This is a genomic window from Nonomuraea sp. NEAU-A123 (assembly GCF_018603905.1).
In the GTDB taxonomy this organism is placed as follows: domain Bacteria; phylum Actinomycetota; class Actinomycetes; order Streptosporangiales; family Streptosporangiaceae; genus Nonomuraea.
In genome coordinates this window covers 255,953-276,168 of sequence record NZ_JAHFZZ010000008.1, presented here as the reverse complement: position 1 = coordinate 276,168, position 20,216 = coordinate 255,953, and the positions used below count along the sequence as shown (strand labels likewise).

The window sequence follows — 20,216 nt, the reverse complement described above, 5'->3', positions numbered from 1 at the left end:
GGAAGCGTGGACAATGAGCGCGTTCTGGCGCCTTGGTGTACGGACGCCGACCGATGACGTCCAGCTCGCTCACGGCTTACGGCCAGGGGTTTTCCGGCGCTGGCTACCGATGTGCCACGGACCGCTTCCTGATCGCGTACCTCGTTGATGAGGCCCACGCTTAGCCGTTCGGCTGAGGTGCTGGGCTGGGCGTCGTCCATTTGCGGCAGCCTAGGGGCTGGATGGCGGTATGGCCGCGGTTCTGCGTTTCGCGCTTGATGTAGCTGATTCGGGGAGGGTCTGCGGGATCGTGGCCGCCAGCGCTTACCGATGGCTCGCCATAATGATCAGGAGAGCTATGATGCCCACGATTGAGACTATGACCCCAAACGCGCCCATATCCTCCCACGAGGTCGGGCCGTCTCCTCTGTCGGACCTTTCGGTCGTCCTCCGGATCATCTGCTGGTGCTCGTAATCTCGTTGGTTCTTGCGCATCCTGTCGATGTCATCGAAGGGCACTGGAGTGTCCCCCTTCCGCTCGATGCCACTTTGTGTAGCAACAGTGGCACAATAAGTCGTCACTTGGGGGTAATGCCGTCGTTCCATTCGCCCGTCGGCCTCGCGCCCGGCGAACACCACCGCGGTGGCCGGCTCCCTCGACTATCAGGAGCCCTTTCCTGTCCCCAGAGCCGACACGCGACCCCACCCAAACCGTCTGCTAACAGGCCGGAGCGCCGGCGGCGGCACCTTGCCTGCGGCTCCCGCCGTCGCAGCACAGGTTGAGAGCACCCACCGACTAAGGTCCTTCGATGCGCATGTATCTCTCCTCCTTCCGGATAGGCGATCGTCCAGACCAGTTGCTTGCACTGCTGGGCAGGCAGGGTTCGGCCGAAGTCGCCGTGATCGCCAACGCCACGGACGCCCAGCCCCAAGACGAACGCACATCTGGGGTTGAGCGTGAGACCAGCGCGCTCACCGCGCTGGGGCTGCGGCCAACCGAGCTTGACCTGCGCACGTTCTTCGACCAGCCTCACCAAGCCGTCGCGGCCGTGCTGGCCCGCTTTCCCATGGTCTGGGTACGCGGCGGAAATGTGTTCATGCTGCGTTACGCGCTCGCCCGCAGTGGTGCCGACACCGCACTGACAGCCTTGATCCGACGGGACGCAGTGGTCTACGCCGGATACAGCGCCGGCGCCTGCGTGCTGGCTCCGAACCTGCGCGGACTGGAGCACTGCGACGACCCGAACGTCGTCCCCGCGACCTACGGCGAGCCGGTGATCTGGGATGGGCTGGGCATCCTCGACTACGCGGTAGTGCCACACATCGACTCCCCGGGCCACCCTGAGTCGCAGGCCCTGGGTGTCGTCGCGGCCAACTACGACGCAGACGGCATCGCACACCGCACTCTGCGCGACGGGCAGGCACTCGTCATCGACGGCGAGGATGCGCATATCTATTGACCGGCACCATGCCGCGTCAGCCTTCCGGGTGGTGACGAGTCGAAGACCCTGGCGGACTACGCCGGCGCCGTGGTCGAGGCCGTCGGTGACATTGGCCGTGCTGCCAGATCGCTCCGTGGTGTCACCAGCGAGCCACGTCATGACTTCTCCTGTTAAATGTCATGACGAGGTTATGACGAGCCGCACTGCCGGACGGGCGCCGCGACGGCTGTAATCGACCATATGGTGTGCGTACGCCCGGCCGTCGGCATACGCGCATCGCCCCCGCCGCTGTCGACCCGCGACCGAGTTCGCCGTCACCGTCGTCGCGTCCCGCGCACCGACCGGAGCGAAACCGAAGGAGAAGACCGTTGCGCAGCAGTGAACTGGCCGCACTCGCCGGCGTCACCATCCGCACCGTGCGGCACTACCTTCAGATCGGGCTCCTTGAAGAACCCGAGCGCTCGGTCAACGGCTACCGCGACTACGACGTACGTCACCTGGTCCGGCTGCTGCGGATCACCCGCCTGACCGAGCTCGGCCTCCCGCTCGCCGCGCTCCCGGACGTGCTCGACGAACCGCAGGCCACCGAGGCGCTGCTCGATGAACTGGACCGGCAGCTGGCCGCCGAGATCGAGCGGCTCACCGAACGGCGGGAGGGCATCGCCCGGCTCCGCCGCCACGGCGCGATGCCCGACCTGCCGCCGGGAATGGCCGCCTACGGACCCACCCTCAGCGCCGTCGCCGACATCGCCCCCGACATGGCTCGCCACGAGCGCGAGCAGATCGTCCTGATGTCCCACATGATCGGCGAGACCGGGACGTCCGCCCTCGCCGACGCCATGGCGCAGCATTCCCTCTTCACCCCGGCCACCACAGAGCTGCTCCGGCGCTTCGGCGAGCTCGGCCCGGACACCCCGCAGGAGGCCATCGAACAGCTCGCCGACGACATGGTGACGCAGTACCAGCCCCTCCTGGAGAACTGGCCCGACATCGAGTTCGGCGCCGACGTCTCCTCGATGCTCGCCGCCTATGGCGAGCGCAATCTCAACGACCAGCAGCACCGCGCGAACCAGCTGTTCGCGGACCGGGTGATCAACCGAATGACCAGCAGAGACGTGCCGGCGCACGACCTCGCCTGTCCGGCTGAGCCCGCCTGATCGATGCCGTGGCGGCGCGGCGCGGTCAAGCTTGGCCGGCGCGATGCGTTCGAGCGCTGGAGAGATCCGCGCGCACGGCTGCTGGACGGCGCCCGGCTGTTGCGCGCCTACGACTGATCCGGATGCTGTCGGCTAAGCCGCCCCACACGAGCCGAACCGGAACCGGAAACGGATTCCCAGGTCAGGGTCTATGTGGCGGTTGGTGGCATGTTGCTCACCCAGTTGGGGCCGATGCGCCGTTCCGGTGCGCGGGTTGACTTGGACGCGACGTCATGGTTTTGGCTGTTACCCATGCCGTTCGTTGCGCTGTGTAGCTGAACGCGCACTTCCGCTCTGCGCATAGGAGGAGATAGTGCTGTCACGTCGTGCCCGGTCGCCGCTCGTGGCGGTGGCGGTGCCGCTGCTGACGGTGGCGGGCGGATGTACCCCAGCCTTCCGCGACTGCCGGCCAGGTGTCCGTGGCTGACCAACCTGGAGCCACGCGCCCTGACCGGTGACGAACGCGCGACCAGGACGGTGGTGTCAGCACTGCGCGACCGCGCAACTCGACCTGCCCACGCATGTACGTCCACGCCCTCCCTGGTGCCGCGCACCGGGACGTGAGGCTGCGCGGGCCCGCGCCCCTCATTCCCAGTTGACCATCACTTCCGACGATAGGAGAAAGCACATGTCGTATCGCAAGAGACCGGCCGTCGTCATGGGCGCCGTGGCGCTGACGCTGCTGCTCGGCGCCGGCGCCGAGCAGGCCGTTGCGGCCGGCACCGGCCAGTCCGGTCAGCAGGCTCTCCCCTCCGGCACCGGCCAGTCCGGTCAGCAGGCTCTCCCCTCCGGCACCGGCCAGTCCGGTCAGCAGGCCCTCCCCTCCGGCACCGGCCTGGACCGCTTCTACGGGCAGAAGCCGGCGTTCAAGCCATGCGCTCCGAAGCTGCCGCCGGGCGTGCCGGCCGTCAAAGCCGAGTGCGCGCGGCTCAAGGTGCCGCTCGACTACCGGAATCCGAAGGGTAAGCAGGCGGAGATCGCGCTGCTGCGTGTGCCCGCGCGGGGCAAGGATCCGATCGGGTCGCTCGTGCTGAACCCCGGCGGTCCCGGCTTCCCCGGTACGGAGCACGCGGCCCTGATGGCCGCCGTGTGGGCGAAGTCGCCGATCACTGAGCGTTTCGACCTGGTCGGGTTCGACCCGCGCGGCGTCGGCGCCTCGACCCCGGCGCTCGACTGCTACACCGACGCCGAGCGCGACCGCGGCGCGAAGTTCTCCTCGGTCCCCGCCGGCGTGGATGACTGGACCGAGCAGGAGACCCGCCGGCTCGTCGAGCAGTGCGCCAAGCGTTCCGGCGGCAGGCAGGTGCTCGCGCACGTCGGCACCCGCGACGTCGCGCGGGACATGGACGTGCTGCGCCAGGCCCTGGGCGATGAGAAGCTCTCCTTCGCGGGCAGCAGCTATGGCACCCGGCTCGGCGCCGTGTACGCGGAGATGTTCCCGAAGAAGGTCCGCGCGCTGCTGCTCGACGCGGCGTTTGACCCGCTGGCGGGCACCTACGAGCGACGTGTCCAGCAGGCCACCGGGATGCAGGCCTCGTTCGAGCGTATGGCCGCGTCGTGCGCCACCAAGCAGGACTGCCCGCTCGGCACCGACCCCGACCGCGCCACCAAGGTCTTCCAGAAGCTCGTCCGGCCGCTGATCGACAAGCCGGCCCGGACGTCCGATGGGCGCGGGCTGACGTTCGAGCAGGCGGTCGAGGGGGTGACGGCCGCGCTGTACACCGAGGCGAGCTGGCCCGTCGCGATCGCGGGCATCGCCGAGCTGAAGGCCGGCAAGGGCGACACGCTGCTGAAGCTGCGCGACAGCTACCACGGGCGGAGCGCTGACGGCGTCTACCCCAACTCGCTCGAGGCCACGTTGACGATCAACTGCCTGGACGAGGAGCGTCACACGCCGAAGCAGGAGAGCGCGCTGAACCGGGCGTGGTTCAAGGCTGCGCCGTTCTCCGACCCAGGCCGTCCGATCAAGGAGGCGCGCGACGGCTGCGAGCAGTGGCCCGTCAAGCCGACGCTCGGCTACCCGTACGCCACCGGCATCAAGGGCCTGGCCGACACGTTGACGGTCTCCGTCACGCGCGACCCCATCACACCGCACGAGGGCGGCATCAAGCTGGCCAAGACGCTGGGCGGCAGCTTGCTCACCGTCGAGGGCGAACAGCACGGCGCCTTGGTGGCCGGTAACGCCTGCGTCAACAAAACCGTGGCCACCTACCTCATCGACCTCAAATCCCCGGCCGAAGGGGCCCGGTGCAAGCTCTGAACCGGGTACGGGCAGGTCACGTGACCCGTAAATCGAGATGACCTCTGCCGATCTGGCGGGCCCCCGAGGACATCGCCGCCGGCCACGTTGAAGATCTCTGACACCCGAGCTTCCTGACGTCCCCTACTTCGGATGCCATGCTCGCGCTGGTCAGGCACCAGCAAGCTCCTGCTACTGCGCCATTGGCAGGAGCTTGCAGCACAGTTACCGAGTGGTGCGACAGGTCGCGGCCGCCGAGAAAGGTCCTTCCAGGGCCGGCGCAACCGTGCGTCCCACCGCCCCCGAAGCCAGTCGCTTCTCCCTCCGCGAAGAGACCGCGTAGGGATCGTCTGCTGGTTGAACAACCCGACTCGCCGGGTCGGTCTCGATGCCGCCGAGGCGTTTCCGCGTGATGACAGGGAGGCTGAGATGTTCAAGGAGTGGCGCAGACGCCGAGCTGTGCAACGCGTCCAGCCTGGGAATGGGCGTTCACTGAAGCGTTTCCGCTGGTGGCAGCCGCTTTCCCGGGCTTTGTTCTATCTTCCGCTGAAGAACGATGACGGCCGGCAGGTGGTCTACGCCATCGACGTCAATTATGTGCAGCGGTTTCTGTCCGACGACGGCAAAGGTAAAGCACACCTGTACCTCGACGGCAAGCATCACGCCGAGTCCAAACTCCCTGCCGCCTTTCCCGTCCAGGGCGGCACGATCGAAGTAGCGCCGACAGCCTTCGGCCTCAAGCGCTGCCACTACGTCACCGCCGAGGGGGCCGAGCACCAACTCATCCCGGATCGGAGTTCCGGCGAAGGGCGCCGCGCGCACCTCGATCGCGAGCACCCCGCACTGAGCCGCTGGATCGGCTTCTTCTCGCTGATCTTGCTCGTCATCCCCCTACTTCTCCTCATCCCGCAGCTCATCGAAGTGGTCTTTAAGTTGCCCCCCGTAACGCAGCACTTCGGGACTTTCACCTCGCCCATCCGTCTGCCGGGATGGCTCAACTTCACGCTCGCGCTCGGTGCTGCGGCGGCCGGCTGGGAGCGCGCACTGCGCCTGCGATACAACTGGTTGCTGGACTCCATGGCCAAGGGATGATGGCGGCTCAACCGGTCAACGACACCTTGGAGCGGCCGCCAGGCCGGGCCCTGGTCGACTGGGGAGCGCACTCCATCGAGGTCTAGCGGCGTACCTTGAACCTCAGGTGTAGCACCCCGTCGCCCTGGATGATCACGTGGGGATCCTCCAGCAGAAGCTGCCCATCGATGGTGCCGAAGTAGCGTTTGCCCGACCCGAACACCACCGGCACCACGTCCATCGCCACCTCGTCCACGAGGCCGGCCGCGAGGATCTGGCTGCCCACCTCGCCGGCGTTCACACCGACGGTTCGCTCCCCGGCGAGCTCCTGGGCCCTGTCGATCGCGGCCGTCACGTCGTCGACGAAATGGTATGACGCCTCGGGGCGCCAGCCCTCGGGCTTGGGCCGGTGGGACACCACGACCACGTGGTCGCCTGCGGGCGGCTGACCCTCCCAGCCGTTCACCAGGTCGAACAGGTTGCGGCCCATCACAATCGTGCCGATCGCCTCCCACATCGGCCGGACGTACTCCGCCGATGCACGTGAGACCTTGAAGCGGCTTCCAGCTCCGGAATGATCGTACTGCTGGTCGCCTCCTTCGATGATCGGGGTGTCCCCGTTGAAGTACCAATCGTGCAGTGGCCCGACATCGTCGTTCTTGTCGGCGATAAAGCCGTCCACCGACACCACGTTGTGCATGATTACTGTGCCCACAGGCTCTCCTCATGTCTCCTTGCGCATTCGCCCCCAATCTTGTCGCCCCGCAGGCGCCTGGGCTTGTAAAAAATCAATCAGCCGGCATCGGACCGCTGTCCGGTGGGAATCCCTGCTCGGCCGGAAATCGGCGCCGCAGGGCCAGGTATTCCGTGGGGGTGTGGCCGGTGAAATCCTTGAACTCCCTGCTGAAGTGAGCCTGGTCGAAGTAGCCCGCCGCTTGAGCGAGCTCCGACCAGTTGACCGGACGCAGGGCGTCTACGGACACGATCAGCCGTGCGAAGCGGTAGATCCGCGCCACCCGCTTCGGGGTGACCCCGACATGAGACTTGAACTGCGCGGCCAGGTGATTGCCACTCACCCCGGCGGCATCGGTCAGCGCACCGACCGGGACCGCGCCGTGGGAAGTCTCCAAACGTCTGCCCGCGTGCTGGACCAGGTCGAGACCGCGCGACGGTGCCTCGGCAAGTCGCGATCGCAGTTCCTTCTCCAATACCCGCAGTGTCTCGGTGGCTGATGCGATGTCACCGACCTGGTTGCGAATCCGGTCCAAAGACCGTTGCCAGACGGCGTCGACCGGTACCCATCGGTCCCGCAGCTCCGTCGCCGGCATGTCGACGAACGGCGAAATCCCCCAAGGCTTGAAGTGCACCCCGACGAGCCGCACCCGTGTGGAGTACTCGACGAGGAAACGCCTGGTCCATACACCCATGAACCACCCATCGGTGAACACTGCCGGCGGCACCGAAGGGTCGGAATCCCACAGGCGGGCGGGTCCGCCCAGGTTGACGAACAGGTGCGCCGACGGCATCGGCGGGACGTTCATCCGGCGGTGGCGCGGCACCCCGGTGAGGCAGTAGATGTCGTCGATGAACAGGTCGAGCGGCGGGGCGGGCACCCGGCCGACGTATTCCATGGACTCAGTGTGGCCGACGAGGGTTCAGTTCGCGAGGAAGGTCGCCGGCCCTGCCCTCGATCGTCTCTATTTCAGATGTGGTACGTGGTTCTTTCTCCAGATGACCGCTTGGCCAGATTCAAGATGAGCGCCCTGGACTCCTCAGGGTAGAACACCATTGCTTGGCGATGGTCGGCGCTTGTCTTGTCCGGCCGATGGCCATGATTTAAGCAACAGAGTCGAACTCGCCATCTGCAAGCCCACGCCGGAAGGCCTCCCACTCCGAGAGGGTGAAGTGCAACTGGGGACCGTCCGGATCTTTAGAGTCACGCACGGCAATCATGGAGCCATGCTTGCGCAGTTCTACACAGTTACCATTGCCGCCACTGTAGGAACTCTTTATCCATCCGTTCGAATCACGCATCCTGTGCCCCCTTCGTAACAGTTTCATATGAGAGCTTCTGACGCTTCTATGAGCATAGTCGCTGAGTCGTTTGGGCTCAGCGCCGCAGCTCGCAGGTAGTCGAACACTGTCCCATAGCTTCGTACCTCCGAGGCTTCTTCCAGGTAGACGGCGCTGGTCATGTTCTCCAGGTAGACGACGTCCATGTCGCTGTAAGCAGGGAAGCCAACGATGCTGAACGAGCCGGTCAGCGCGGGGTGCCCGCCTGCTCGAAACGGCAGGACTTGCACCATGATGTTGGGCTTCCGGCTGGCCTTTGCCAGGTAGCTGAGCTGTTCGGCCATGATCGCCGGCGTCCCTATGCTCTGCCGGATCACGGCTTCACCCAGGATTGCGGACAGCTCAAATGCGCTGTCGTCCAGTCGTTCTTGACGCTTCAGTCGGACTGAAACGAGTCGGTCTGTCTCCTCCGATGAGTCGCCAGGACGAAAGGCGGTCGTGACCGAGCGTGCGTAGGCTTCCGTCTGCAACAGGCCGGGAACAAGGCTTTGCTCGTAGTTCCGGATGGTGCTCGCCTCGGCCTCCAACCCGATCAACGTCGCGTACTCGGTGGTCAGGACATTGGCGTGCTGCTGCCACCATCCCTTCTGCTGGGCTTCCCGGGCAAGAGCGAGGAGCGCTTCCTGGTCCGTCTCTGGGACCTCATAGAGACCAAGAAGCGCTCGAAGGTCGCGCGACTTGATCCCCCGTCGTCCTGTTTCGATGCGGCTGAGTGACGCGGCTGTCATTTCCATCCGGTCTGCCACAGATTGCATGGGTAGATCGCGCTCGGTCCTCAGCCGTCGTAGCTCAGACGCTAGTCGGCGTCTGCGCACTGTAGGGCTCGTCTCTGCTGTCACCCTCACGCCCTTCTGAAAACTACCAATGGAAACTTCCATCGGAACTCTACCGACGGCAGTCCTCCTGAGGTAACTTCCAAACCGTAAGTCCTTGCTACGCACCGTAGCTGATCAATGACAATAAGTGGGCGGTAAGGCTGAGTCGATCTTCGTCTGGCGTCGGTGGCCATGGCGCCGGATGAGGGTGCAGGACCCGGAAGCGGCCGAGCGGCTCCTCCAAGCGGTTTCGCTGGGATGGATCAATCCCTGCGGCGGTTCTCGCTTCCCGGCGTGACCTCAACTGCTTGCTGGCCTGACGGGGACAAGGCATGGCCCGGTCCAACAACACAAAGCCTTATCAACAATCGCCCGGCGTGAAGGAAGGTCTGGCATGGGATACCGCGACTACGAACAGCAACACTTCGCGCACATAGTGCGATTGGCGTCGCGCGTGTGCCAGCTCAACCTCGGATTCGCTCCCGAGTTCCAGCCGAAGAGCGAGCCGCCTATCGCCATACGTCTGACACGGGGCCCCCTGCACGTGCGGGCCGCGTTAAGGGATGGGCGGTGGATCTTCACGCGGGGCCGGGGTTCAAGTGCGTGGGTGGATGCATGCGATGCAGATGCGGTCACACGGGTGCAGGAGGTGGCGCGGTGAACGAGCGGTTTTGGGGCGAGATTGTGTTGCCGGGGGTGGCGCATTCGGTGACGGTGGCTCGACACTGCGTCGGCGCGATTTTGATGGCCGCCGGGCACGTGGACGTGGACGACGTTCGGCTGGTTGCGAGTGAACTCGTGAGCAACGCTGTGCTGCACACCGCTTCGGGGTTGCACGGCGGCGTCATCGCGGTGGAGGTCGCCAGCGTTGGTGTCGCCGTGGCTCGTGTCGAGGTCACCGACGACGGGGCGGACACCGTTCCTCAGTCGCGTGCGGCCGACAACGATGCCTGTACGGGGCGGGGGCTGCTGCTGGTCGAACACTACTCGACCAGGTGGGGCGTACGCCTCGTGGGCGGGGGTCGGCGCGCGGTCTGGGCGGAGGTGCTCACAGGTCAGGACGTGCGCATCGTCCCGAACGCCCTGCGCAGGGCTTCTCCGGATGGGATGACGCGCGGCACAAGGGCCCGTAGGGAGGTGACTGGGCACCCGGAGCTGACTCAACCCAGCTAGCCCGTCACACCTTGGCCGGCTCAGGCCGCAGGGACCAGAACTGGAATTTGTAGAGCTCTACTCCATAGATGTCCTGCTTGGTCGTTGTGCAGCGTTTTGCTGATCACCCGAACCGACCAGGTAGTGTCATCCTGCTCGAGATCGAACTCAGTGTCTCTCCTATCCCAGCCGGTCACGCCAACAACGCTGGCTTCCAGCCTTAACTGTCCCGTCCACAGTCCCTCAGGTGTGCGGGGGGTGGCTCGTCCCAATTCGGCATCTCTCTTCCCAAGTCCAGAGTGATATGTCCTGCTCGGATTCACCTGCAAGGCGGCGTCGTCTCAACCCTGGTCAGCAAGCAGGTCTATCGAGTGGCTCAGGGCCGGGGGTGCGGGGGCCGGCAGGACCCCGCGCGGGGTTCGGGGCGGAGCTCCGATAAGCACGGCCCGAGCGTCAGCGAGGTCCACGCCTTTGGGGGGGTCGAAGGGGGCGGAGCCCCCTGGGAAGCACGGCTGCGCGCCAAAACGGCGATGACCATGCCTTTGTCAGGCTGCCCGGGCGATGCAGATGCGGGCGTTCAGTCGCGGGCCCGCCTCGTAGAACATGTACTCCACACCGTCCTGGGTGCCGAAGGACGGCGCCGCTACCCTGCCGTTGTCCGAGGGGATCGGGGAGTGGAAGACGCCGAGGTGCGTCTCCCTGTCGAACGCGTTGCCGACCTCGGTGATTCGCATCCTGCCGTCGTTGCCGTGATAGGCCACGTAGGTGGTTCCGTTGCGTTTGACGAGGGTGGCGCCGGAGATGTCGGTCAGGCCGTCGGGTTCGGGGTTCACCAGCGGGGTCGCGCTGAACTGCCAGCCGTCCCAGCCGTTGGGCGACCAGCCGTAGAAGATGCGACGGCCGTTGCGCAGCCCCATGAAGGTCATCACGTACTTGTTGTTCCGGCCGGGCAGCGAATGCTCGAAGACCCGCGCGTAGGAGGTCTCGGAGGTGCCGGGCACCAGGCGGGTGCTCAGGATCGGGGTCTCGTCAGAGAAGGTGATGCCGTCGGTGGAGCGGGCCACGCGCGTGGTGAAGTTCTCGCCGTGGAAGTAGCAGAAGAACTGACGGGTGGCGGCGTCCCAGGTCACGTGGGGTGAGGAGACGTGGGAGACCGTGGTGGTCGGCAGGTGGTTGTCGATGAGTGGGTTGCCCGAATAGTCGTCGAAGGGGCCCGCCAGGGAGTTGGCGAAGGCCACGCAGATGCCGCCCGGGTTCTCATGCGGGGCGTAGTAGAGGTAGTAGCGCGCTCGGGGATCGCTGAGCTTGTCGTACACCCCTCTGATGCAGGGGAAGATGAACTCCCCTGTCGGGTTGTAGCTGAGCGGTAGGGCCAGCGCGTCGCGCACGTACCGGTAGGTCGGCATCCCGGCCGGGCCCGCCGCCGCGCTCGCAGTCGGTCCGAGACCCAGGCCCGCCGCCGCGCTCGCGGCCGGTCCGAGACCCAGGCCCGCGGCCACGCCCGCCGCCGCGCCCAGTAACACGGTCCGCCGTCGGATCAATGGGTGGGGAGTGCCCACAGTGTCCACTTCGACTCCTTCACGCTGCGTCGCGGTGCGGATTCACACGCTCTCCCCCAGCGGAGTGATGCGTCAAGATGCTAATGCGAATTATCACCGGAAAATCCACTCTTGACAGCAGACGGTGCCGCGCGAAAGATAGGGCCCCACCAAGCTGCTAATGCGCATTGCCGAACCATGGGAGAACACAGACCGTGACTGGCCCGGGCCGACGTCTCACCCAGCAGGACATCGCCAAGATGGCCGGCGTGAGCCAGACAACGGTGTCCCTCGTGCTCAACAAGCGCGGTGACGCCGAGGTTCGGATCGCCCCCGAGACTCGCGAAAGGGTCCTGCGGGTGATCAAGGAGACCGGCTACGTGGCCGATCCCGCCGCGCGGCGGCTCGCCGACGGCCGCAACCGCATCCTCGGTGTGTTCACCTACGAGGCGGTCTTCCCCACCGAGAGCGCCGACTTCTACCACCCGTTCCTGGTCGGCATCGAGGAGCGCGCCGAGGAGATCGGCTGCGACCTGCTGCTGTTCACCAGCGCCAGGGCGGTCTCGGGGGCGCGACGGCAGATCTTCAACGAGGAGAGCCGCGTGCGGCTGGCCGACGGCTGCCTGCTGCTCGGCCGTACGGTCGACCGTGACGACCTGGCCCGGCTGCTGGCGGAAGGGATCCCGTTCGTCTCCGTCGGCCGCCGCGACGACGCGGGCGGGCCGGTGCCGTACGTGGGGGCCGACTACCCGTCGGCGGTCCGGGCGCTGGTCGAGCAGGCGGTGGCCCTCGGCCATCGGCGTCTGGCCTATGTCGGGGCGGGCACGGGCGGCGAGTCCAGGGCCGATCGCCTGCGCGGGTTCCACGAGGGTGTGGCGGCCAACGGCGCCGACGGCCGCCACCTCCCGCCCGAGGCACCCCTGGAGGACCTGGTCGCGGCCGGGGTGACGGCGGTCTTCGTCGAGGAGTACGCCGATTGCGTCGCGCTCGCCAGAGCGGCGGGGGAGCGCGACATGGAGATCCCCCGCGACCTGTCCATCCTCACCCTGGGCGCGTTCACCCGGCCCGTCCAGGCCGACACCGACTTCACGGGGTTCCGCATCCCCAGGCGCGAGATGGGCCACAGAGCCGTACACCTGCTGGCCGAAGTGCTGGAGACCGGCGGGACCCCACAAGAACTGCTCCCCTGCGAGCTGATCGCCGGGAGCACGCTGGCTCCGGCATCCGGAATGTGACAGGAGATCCCCACGTGGTTGAGATATCGGCAGACGCGGCCATCGTCGGCGGCGGGCTGGGTGGCGTCGCCGCCGCGCTGGCCCTGCTGCGGGCCGGCCGCACGGTGGTCCTCACGGAGGAATATGACTGGCTCGGCGGCCAGCTCACCAGCCAGGCCGTCCCGCCCGACGAGCCCTCCTGGGTGGAGCGGTTCGGTGTCACGGCGAGCTACCGGACCCTGCGCGAAGGCATCCGGCGCTACTACCGCGAGCACTACCCGCTCACCGAACGGGCGCGGGCGCAGCGGGAGCTGAACCCGGGAGCCGGTCACGTGAGCCGCCTGTGCCACGAGCCCAGGGTCGCGGTCGCGGTGATCGAGGCGATGCTCGCCCCCTACCGGGGCTCGGGCCGGTTGCGGGTGCTGCAGCCGTACCGGCCGGTGGGCGCGGAGGTGGATGGCGACCGCGTCACTTCGGTACGGCTGGCACACCGCGACAATGACGCCGAGCAGGTCGTGCTGCGCGCGCCGTACGTGCTGGACGCGACCGAGACCGGCGAACTGCTGCCCCTGACAGGCACCGAGTACGTCACCGGATTCGAGTCACAGTCCGAGACAGGCGAGCCGAGCGCGCCCGCCGAGGCACAGCCGCTGAACATGCAGGCCGTCTCCGTCTGCTTCGCGGTCGACCACGTCGACGGTGACCACACGATCGATCGGCCCGCCTCCTACGACTTCTGGCGGGCGTACGAGCCGCCCTTCTGGGGCGACAAGCTGCTGTCGTGGCGGTGCCCGAACCCGCGCACCCTCGCGATCATGGAACGTTCCTTCACCCCCAATCCCGGCGACGACCCCCAGCTCGTCGAGGCCGACCAGCGCGTCAACCCGGGCGACGCCAACCTGTGGACCTTCCGCAGGATCGCCGCGCGCCGCAACTTCACGCAGGGCGCCTATGCCAGCGACATCACCCTCGTCAACTGGCCGATGATCGACTATCTGGAGGGGCCGGTCATCGACGTGCCGGACGCCGACCAGCACCTGGCGGCCGCCCGCGGGCTGTCCCTGTCGGTGCTGTACTGGCTGCAGACCGAGGCCCCCCGCCACGACGGCGGCACCGGATACCCGGGCCTGCGGCTGCGCGGCGACGTCACCGGCGGCGCCGACGGGCTCGCCCAGGCGCCCTACATCCGCGAGTCCCGGCGCGTCCGGGCCCTGACCACCATCGCCGAACAGGACTTGTCCGTGGCGATACGCGGCGACAAGGGCGCCGTCTCCTATCACGACTCCGTGGGCGTGGGCATGTACCGCATCGACCTGCACCCGTCGACCGGCGGCGACAACTACATCGACGTCGCCTGCTCCCCGTTCGAGATCCCTCTCGGGGCGCTGATCCCGCAGCGGATGACCAACCTGCTGCCCGCCGGCAAGAACATCGGCACCACCCACATCACCAACGGCGCCTATCGCCTGCACCCGGTGGAGTGGAACGTCGGCGAGGCGGCCGGCGCGCTCGCCGCCTTCTGCCTGGACCGCGCCACCACGCCGCACGCCGTGCGCGCCGACGACCAGCTCCTGGCCGACTACCAGCACCGGCTGGTCCGCGACGGCGTGGAACTGCGCTGGCCCGACGTCACCGGTTACTGAACCCGTCACCGACGGCAGAAGGAGAAACCCCTCATGAAAGCATCCGGGAAGCTGGCGGTCCTTTCGCTGACCGCCCTCCTCGTGACCACCGCCTGTGGCAACGGCGGCACCGCGCCGGCCGCGCAGGGCCCGCAGCCACTGCGCATGTCGATCTGGACCTCCAACGAGGCCCACCTGAAGCTGTTCAACGAGATCGCCGCCGAGTACCGCAAGTCCCATCCGCAGGTCGGCAACATCACCTTCGACCCCATCCCGTTCGAGAACTACACGACCACGCTGACCACGCAGATCGCCGGCGGCAACCCGCCCGACCTGGCGTGGATCATGGAGAACTCCGCCCCGGACTTCGTCGGCTCCGGCGCCCTCGTCCCGCTCAAGAGCAAGATCGAGAACGCGGGCGAGCTGGTCCCGGCCGCCACCCGGCTGTGGGAGCGCGACGGAGAGCTGTACGCCTACCCGTTCTCCACCTCGCCCTTCGGCGTCTTCGTCAACACCGACCTGGTCAAGGCCGCGGGCCAGAAGCCGCCGCGCGAGCTGATGAAGGCCGGCCAGTGGGACTGGGAGCACGCCAACGAGATCAACAAGGCCGTCGCGGCCAAGGGCAAGAACGGCTTTACCATCCTCAACTTCGACTACAAGGCCTGGGACAACCTCGCCACCGTCTGGCAGGGCTGGGGCGCCAAGGCGTGGAGCGACGACGGCGGCACCTGCCAGTTCAACGCGCCCGAGATGGTCGAGGCCATGACGTTCGTGCACAAGGCGATCTTCACCGACAAGTCCATGCCGGGGCCGGGCACCGCCGTCGACTTCTTCTCCGGCGACACCACGATGGCCGTCGCCCAGATCTCCCGCGCCGCCATGCTGAAGGACGCGACGTTCAAGTGGGACCTGGTGCCGCTGCCCGCCGGACCGAAGGGCAAGTACGCGGTCATCGGCCAGGCCGGGATCGGCGTGCTGAAGAAGTCGCCGAGGGCCCAGCAGGCCACCGACTTCCTCGCCTACTTCGCCAATGCCGCCAACGCCGCCAAGCTCGCCGCGTACTTCCCACCCGCGCGCAGCTCGCTGCTGACCGCCGACACCATGGCCAAGACCAGCCCCATGCTGAACGGCGACCAGCTCCAGGAGGTGGTGATCGACGGCATCCAGAAGGGCGTGGTCAAGCCCGCCCACGCCGGTCAGGCCGAGCTCGCGCAGACCGCCAGGGCCGCCCTCGACCCGCTGTGGAAGCCGGAGGCCGACGTCAAGGCGGTGCTGGACGGCGTGTGCGCGAAGATCCAGCCGCTGCTGGGCGGATGACGTGGCGGCGACGGATCTCGGCGACCGGGTGGCCGTGCGCGCCGCCACCCGGCGCCGCACCTTCTGGACCATCCCCCGGCGCGACGCCCTCGTCGGCTATCTGCTGATCTCGCCGCAACTGGTGGGCAGCGTGCTGTTCGTCCTGCTGCCGCTCGGCCTGGTCGTCTACTACAGCTTCCAGGAGTGGAACGTGCTGGCGGGCACGTTCGAGTACGCCGGCGCCGAGAACTACGCCAAGCTGCTCGCCGACCCGAAGATGGGGCAGGTGCTGACCAGCACCGTGTTCTTCTCGGCCGGTCTGGTCGTGCTCAACCTCACCCTCGCCCTCACCCTGGCCATCCTGCTCAACCAGCGGCTGCGCGGCACCACGTTCTTCCGCACGCTGTTCTTCTCGCCGGTGCTGGTGTCGCTGGTCGCCTGGACGATCGTCTGGCAGTTCCTGCTCCAGCAGGACGGCGGCGTCAACGGCCTGCTCGGCGTGGCGGGTGTCGAGGGCCCCAATTGGCTGCGCGGCGAGAGCACCGCCCTGCTGTCGGTCATCGTCGTTCAGGTCGTCAAGAACGTGGGGCTCAACATGGTCCTGTTCCTGGCGGCGCTCCAGGGCGTGCCGCGCCAGCTGTACGAGGCCGCGCAGCTCGACGGCGCCGGCGCCTGGACCCGCTTCCGGCGCATCACGGTGCCGCAGATCAGCCCGACGATCCTGCTCACCTCGATCATCACCGTGGTCGGGTCGCTGCAGGTGTTCGCCCAGATCGCCGTGCTCACCCAGGGCGGGCCCGGCATGTCCACCACGGTCCTCGTCTACTACCTGTACCAGCAGGCCTTCCAGTTCCGGCACCTCGGCTACGGCGCCACCCTGTCGGTCCTGCTGTTCCTGATCGTCGCGGCGCTGACGCTGCTGCAGTGGCGGCTGCGCCGGAAGTGGGTCTTCCATGAGTCGTAGGGTCAAGCTCGCGGTGTACGCGCTGCTGTGCGTGTTGTGCGTGCCGTTCGTGTTCCCCACCTGGTGGATGGTCACCTCGTCGGTGAAGCCGATCAGCGACATCTTCGCCTTCCCGCCCGCGCTGGTGCCCTCCAGGTTCGACTTCTCCACCTATGGCCGGGTCTTCGAGCTGCAGCCGTTCGGGCAGCAGTACCTCAACAGCCTCTACATCGCGGCGGTGGTGACCGTCGGCACGATGGCGGTGGCCGCGATGGCCGGCTACGCCTTCGCCCGCATCCGCTTCCCCGGTCAGAACGTGCTCTTCCTGGTCGTGCTCGTCGGCCTGCTGATCCCCAGCGAGGTGACGATCGTCCCGTTGTTCCAGATGTTCCACACGGCGGGGCTGACCGACACGCACTGGCCGCTGATCCTGGTGCCGATCCTGGGCGCGCCCAGCGTGCTGGCGACGTTCATCATGCGGCAGTTCTTCATCACGCTGCCCGGCGAGCTGGAGGAGGCCGCCAGGGTCGACGGGCTCGGCCGCTTCGGCACCTTCTACCGGGTGGCGTTGCCGCTGGCCAGGCCCGCGCTCGGCGCCGTCGCCATCTTCACGTTCCTGCACTCGTGGAACCTCTACCTCGAACCCATCGTGTTCCTGTCCACCCCGTCGAAGTTCACCCTGCCGCAGGCGCTCACCCAGTTCGTCGACGCCTACGGCTCGCCCCTGTGGAACGTGCAGCTCTCGGCCGCCACGATGACCGCCCTGCCGATTCTGGTCGTCTTCGTGCTGGCCCAGCGGCAGTTCATCGAGGGGCTCGCGCACACCGGTCTGAAAGGCTGACCATGCTCTCACGCCGCACCCTCCTCCGCGCCGCCGCCTTGCTCCCGGCCGTCCCCGTGCTCATGCCCGGCACCGCCTACGCCTCCGCCGCCATCCCCGATTTGGCGCCGTTGCCCGGTCTGGACCGCAGGTTGTTCGCCCCCCACGAGCAGCGCTTCGCGCCGTACCTGGCCACCCTCGCGCCCATGGTCAACGACATGGACGACACCGGCTTCTTCGCCGGCGGCTGGTGGCGTTCGCCGTCGGCGCCGTACAACGCCCGCGTGCAAGAGCACGTCTTCACGCTGGCCTGGTTCCACGCCAACGCCCGCCCCTGGAACCCGTACGCCGGGGACGCGAACCTGCTGGCCGCGCTCGACGCGGCGCTCGGCCACTACCTGTCGCTCCAGCACGCCGACGGCTCCTTCCCCGAGTACAACCCCAACGAGCACGGCCTGGCCCCCACCGGATTCGGCATCGGCTACCTCGCCAAGACCCTGCGGATCCTGCGCGCGACCGGGGCGCTGCCCACCCGGCAGTCCCAGCTCAGCGCCGCCTTACGGACGGCCATGACGTGGCACCTCAACCCCGCCAACCACACCGTCTGGCAGGAGCCACTCAACTACGCCAACCAGACCGCCTCCGGCCTGGCCGGAGCCACGCACGCACTCGAGCTCGACCCGGATCCCGCCCTCGCCACGAGCCTGAGCGAGGCGTTCGCCAGGATCGCCGCGACCGGCGTGAGCCCCGCCGGCTTCTTCTACGAGGAGGGCGGCCACGACATGAACTACAACTTCGAAGTCATGCTGCCCGAGCTGGCCGACGCCTACCGTCACAACCCGGACCCGCACCTGGTGGACATGGCCCGCAGGTTCACCGGCTTCCTGTCCTACAACCTGCTGCGCGAGCCCGACGGCGCCGGGTACCTGGTCAACGTCGCGCCGTCCACCCGTACCAGCGCGCGCTGGTACGACGAGGTCCGGCCCGATCCCGACAGGACCGCGCTCAACTGGGTGTTCACCCGCCAGGTGCCGCTGCTGTCGGCGTTCATGACCGCCCGCGAGGACCTCGCCGACGCCCGCGCCGCCTGGGCCGCGTCCACCGAACCGGTGACACCGCTCGCCAAGCAGGACACCTCACCGCGCATCCTCACCCATGGCCTGTACGGCGAGCGCTTCCCCACCCGGCGGCAGCGGGCCGCCGCCATCGCGGACCTGCCCTACCTGCGCTCGCACGACTTCGTCGAACTGCGCAGGGACGTCGGCCAAGACTTCCTGTACGTCCGCAAGCCCGACCTGTACCTGGGCGGCTACTTCGGCAACCGCGCCTCCCGCGGCCGCACCGGCCTGACCTTCCTGTGGCATCCCGAGGCCGGCACGATCATCTGCGGGCTCAACGACAACAACTACGCCTGCTGGTCCACCGTCTTCCCCGGCCAGGCGCCCGACTCCAACGGCCCCCTCCCGGCCACCTACTTCCGCGGCGCCCCCGGCGGCAGCGAGTGGACCGGCGGCCGGGCCCCCGCCGCCTTCGGCATCCGGTACGGCAACGCGAACGTCACCACGGACGTCCTGGTCACCCGCCGGACGATCCGGCGTACGGTCACGGCGAACGCTGCGGCCACCGAACAGATCCCCCTCATCCTCCAGCCCGAGGACGTCCTCACCTTCACCGACGGCACCCGAGCCACGTTCGGCGGCTCGACCACCGCCACCGCCGACGGCTTCGACCTGCGCCGGGGCCGCACCACGATCCGCTTCCGCTGGAACACCCCGCTGCAGGCGACCGTCGCGGCCGGCACGGTGCACTACTTCCGCGACGGCACCCGCCGCTTCCACGCCCTCCGCGTCCCGCACCAGGGCACGTTCGACCTCACGGTCATCCTGGGCTGACACGGCCTCATGGGCTTCACCGACCGTCCCGCCGTCCACTACGGCGGGCGGACGGGAACGCCGGCAACGGCCACGCACGAAAATCGGATGTTTGTCCGGGCATCTACGTTGCCGGTCGTCAACCGCCGGGCTTGGTCAACTCCACGCCGTCGAACCGGAACACCGTGACGCGGCCGGGGTAGTCGCCGACCGCCAGAAGCCGGCCGTCGGCGGAGAAACCAACCGCCTGGTACCAGGCCGACGATTCGCCGGGTACGGCGAAGTGCGGCTCCAGCGGCTGTCCGGTCGCGACGTCGTGGACGATGACCGGGCCGCCATCGCGGGCGCCGGCGAGCAGGGTCCCGTCGGGTGACAGCGCGAAGTCCGCCAACCGCTCGTACCCGTCCCGCTCGCCCTCGATCGCCCAGCACAGGGCACCGGATTCCACCGAGACGCCGAAGCACCCGGACGTCGCGCCGCTCGCGACGAGGATTTGCTCGGCCCCGTCGAACGCCAGTTTGTCGAACCGGCGGCTGATCCCCTGGAATCCCGCCGGGAAGGGGAACGGGGCGGCGAGCACTCGCTGTCCGGTGTCAACATCCCAGATCTCGAGGTCGTGCTCCGTATCGCGGTTGTCCGGGTCGTGGGTGAGGCCGACGAGCCGGCCCGACGGCGACAGTGCGGCGGTGGTCTGGAAGCGCTTGCCCGCCGGAAGATCGAGGCACGAACCGCCGTCCGGGCCCAGCACTCGCAGCGTATGATCGTTGTCGACCACCAGCGTCCGCCGGCGGGCAGTGTCCCACGCTGGCCGGGTGTAGGGCAGGCGCTGGACATGACCGGTGGCGAGCGCCACCGTATAGCTCACCTCCACCATGCTGCTCGTGTTGCGGACGGTGAACGTCAGGTGCGATCCGTCCGGTTCGAACGCCACGGTATGGATCAGTG

General features: G+C 67.7%; 17 protein-coding genes. 11 read left to right on the top strand and 6 right to left on the bottom strand.

The features are described from left to right. The first annotated feature begins 788 nt into the window (after positions 1-788). From KLK06_RS26415 to KLK06_RS26400, 4 genes are all read left to right on the top strand, one after another. A complete protein-coding gene (locus KLK06_RS26415; protein WP_214638308.1) occupies positions 789-1,439 on the top strand; it encodes a Type 1 glutamine amidotransferase-like domain-containing protein in 651 nt (216 codons plus the stop codon). Between the two features lie 350 nt (positions 1,440-1,789). Next, positions 1,790-2,578 (top strand): MerR family transcriptional regulator, encoded by a 789-nt coding sequence (locus tag KLK06_RS26410; RefSeq protein ID WP_214638307.1) that lies wholly within the window; start codon positions 1,790-1,792, stop codon positions 2,576-2,578. Between the two features lie 667 nt (positions 2,579-3,245). After that, positions 3,246-4,877: an alpha/beta hydrolase gene (locus KLK06_RS26405; RefSeq protein ID WP_214638306.1), complete on the top strand. Its 1,632-nt coding sequence runs from the start codon at positions 3,246-3,248 to the stop codon at positions 4,875-4,877. Between the two features lie 408 nt (positions 4,878-5,285). Continuing rightward, the gene (locus tag KLK06_RS26400) at positions 5,286-5,948 is read left to right on the top strand and encodes a hypothetical protein (protein ID WP_214638562.1); all 663 of its coding nucleotides are present in this window, start codon (positions 5,286-5,288) and stop codon (positions 5,946-5,948) included. Between the two features lie 82 nt (positions 5,949-6,030). Here KLK06_RS26400 and KLK06_RS26395 read toward each other — a convergent pair whose 3' ends face one another. The 4 genes from KLK06_RS26395 to KLK06_RS26380 all read right to left on the bottom strand — a co-directional run bounded on the left by KLK06_RS26395 (position 6,031) and on the right by KLK06_RS26380 (position 8,878). Next, entirely contained in the window at positions 6,031-6,642 is a 612-nt protein-coding gene (locus KLK06_RS26395) for a dihydrofolate reductase family protein (RefSeq protein WP_214638305.1), read from the bottom strand. Between the two features lie 73 nt (positions 6,643-6,715). Continuing rightward, positions 6,716-7,558: a helix-turn-helix domain-containing protein gene (locus KLK06_RS26390; protein ID WP_214638304.1), complete on the bottom strand. Its 843-nt coding sequence runs from the start codon at positions 7,556-7,558 to the stop codon at positions 6,716-6,718. Between the two features lie 205 nt (positions 7,559-7,763). Further along, positions 7,764-7,961 carry a DUF397 domain-containing protein gene (locus tag KLK06_RS26385; protein ID WP_214638303.1) on the bottom strand — a complete coding sequence of 66 codons (198 nt, stop codon included), beginning with the start codon at positions 7,959-7,961 and terminating at the stop codon, positions 7,764-7,766. A gap of 23 nt (positions 7,962-7,984) precedes the next feature. Beyond that, positions 7,985-8,878 (bottom strand): helix-turn-helix transcriptional regulator, encoded by an 894-nt coding sequence (locus tag KLK06_RS26380; protein WP_214638302.1) that lies wholly within the window; start codon positions 8,876-8,878, stop codon positions 7,985-7,987. A gap of 594 nt (positions 8,879-9,472) precedes the next feature. Here KLK06_RS26380 and KLK06_RS26375 point away from each other — a divergent pair. Then, positions 9,473-9,988, top strand: coding sequence for an ATP-binding protein (locus KLK06_RS26375; RefSeq protein ID WP_308168453.1), 516 nt, complete (start codon positions 9,473-9,475; stop codon positions 9,986-9,988). Between the two features lie 524 nt (positions 9,989-10,512). Here the strand turns inward: KLK06_RS26375 and KLK06_RS60130 are convergent. Continuing rightward, entirely contained in the window at positions 10,513-11,535 is a 1,023-nt protein-coding gene (locus KLK06_RS60130) for a hypothetical protein (protein WP_308168452.1), read from the bottom strand. A gap of 185 nt (positions 11,536-11,720) precedes the next feature. Here KLK06_RS60130 and KLK06_RS26365 point away from each other — a divergent pair, with 185 nt between their 5' ends. From KLK06_RS26365 to KLK06_RS26340, 6 genes are read left to right on the top strand one after another with little or no spacing between them, the layout of a single operon-like run. Next, entirely contained in the window at positions 11,721-12,740 is a 1,020-nt protein-coding gene (locus tag KLK06_RS26365) for a LacI family DNA-binding transcriptional regulator (protein ID WP_308168451.1), read from the top strand. Positions 12,741-12,754: 14 nt separating this feature from the next. Beyond that, the gene (locus KLK06_RS26360) at positions 12,755-14,362 is read left to right on the top strand and encodes an FAD-dependent oxidoreductase (protein ID WP_214638300.1); all 1,608 of its coding nucleotides are present in this window, start codon (positions 12,755-12,757) and stop codon (positions 14,360-14,362) included. A gap of 33 nt (positions 14,363-14,395) precedes the next feature. Then, positions 14,396-15,658, top strand: coding sequence for an ABC transporter substrate-binding protein (locus tag KLK06_RS26355; RefSeq protein ID WP_214638299.1), 1,263 nt, complete (start codon positions 14,396-14,398; stop codon positions 15,656-15,658). A gap of 1 nt (position 15,659) precedes the next feature. Further along, a complete protein-coding gene (locus KLK06_RS26350; protein WP_214638298.1) occupies positions 15,660-16,601 on the top strand; it encodes a carbohydrate ABC transporter permease in 942 nt (313 codons plus the stop codon). Then, the gene (locus KLK06_RS26345) at positions 16,591-17,421 is read left to right on the top strand and encodes a carbohydrate ABC transporter permease (RefSeq protein ID WP_214638297.1); all 831 of its coding nucleotides are present in this window, start codon (positions 16,591-16,593) and stop codon (positions 17,419-17,421) included. Before KLK06_RS26350 ends, KLK06_RS26345 begins: the two co-directional genes overlap by 11 nt. Before the next feature lie 2 nt (positions 17,422-17,423). Further along, on the top strand, positions 17,424-19,292 hold the full coding sequence (locus KLK06_RS26340) for a hypothetical protein (RefSeq protein ID WP_214638296.1): 1,869 nt from the start codon (positions 17,424-17,426) through the stop codon (positions 19,290-19,292). A gap of 118 nt (positions 19,293-19,410) precedes the next feature. Here the strand turns inward: KLK06_RS26340 and KLK06_RS26335 are convergent, their stop codons facing one another. Continuing rightward, the gene (locus KLK06_RS26335) at positions 19,411-20,202 is read right to left on the bottom strand and encodes a WD40 repeat domain-containing protein (RefSeq protein WP_214638295.1); all 792 of its coding nucleotides are present in this window, start codon (positions 20,200-20,202) and stop codon (positions 19,411-19,413) included. Positions 20,203-20,216: the final 14 nt, after the last annotated feature.

Bases quoted from the DNA above. Each gene is read 5' to 3' on its own strand.
- KLK06_RS26355 (WP_214638299.1), top strand. From the start codon at position 14,396: ATGAAAGCATCCGGGAAGCTGGCGGTCCTTTCGCTGACCGCCCTCCTC.
- KLK06_RS26340 (WP_214638296.1), top strand. From the start codon at position 17,424: ATGCTCTCACGCCGCACCCTCCTCCGCGCCGCCGCCTTGCTCCCGGCC.
- KLK06_RS26380 (WP_214638302.1), bottom strand. From the start codon at position 8,878: ATGGAAGTTTCCATTGGTAGTTTTCAGAAGGGCGTGAGGGTGACAGCA.
- KLK06_RS26400 (WP_214638562.1), top strand. From the start codon at position 5,286: ATGTTCAAGGAGTGGCGCAGACGCCGAGCTGTGCAACGCGTCCAGCCT.
- KLK06_RS26390 (WP_214638304.1), bottom strand. From the start codon at position 7,558: ATGGAATACGTCGGCCGGGTGCCCGCCCCGCCGCTCGACCTGTTCATC.
- KLK06_RS26415 (WP_214638308.1), top strand. From the start codon at position 789: ATGCGCATGTATCTCTCCTCCTTCCGGATAGGCGATCGTCCAGACCAG.
- KLK06_RS26385 (WP_214638303.1), bottom strand. From the start codon at position 7,961: ATGCGTGATTCGAACGGATGGATAAAGAGTTCCTACAGTGGCGGCAAT.
- KLK06_RS26405 (WP_214638306.1), top strand. From the start codon at position 3,246: ATGTCGTATCGCAAGAGACCGGCCGTCGTCATGGGCGCCGTGGCGCTG.
- KLK06_RS26345 (WP_214638297.1), top strand. From the start codon at position 16,591: ATGAGTCGTAGGGTCAAGCTCGCGGTGTACGCGCTGCTGTGCGTGTTG.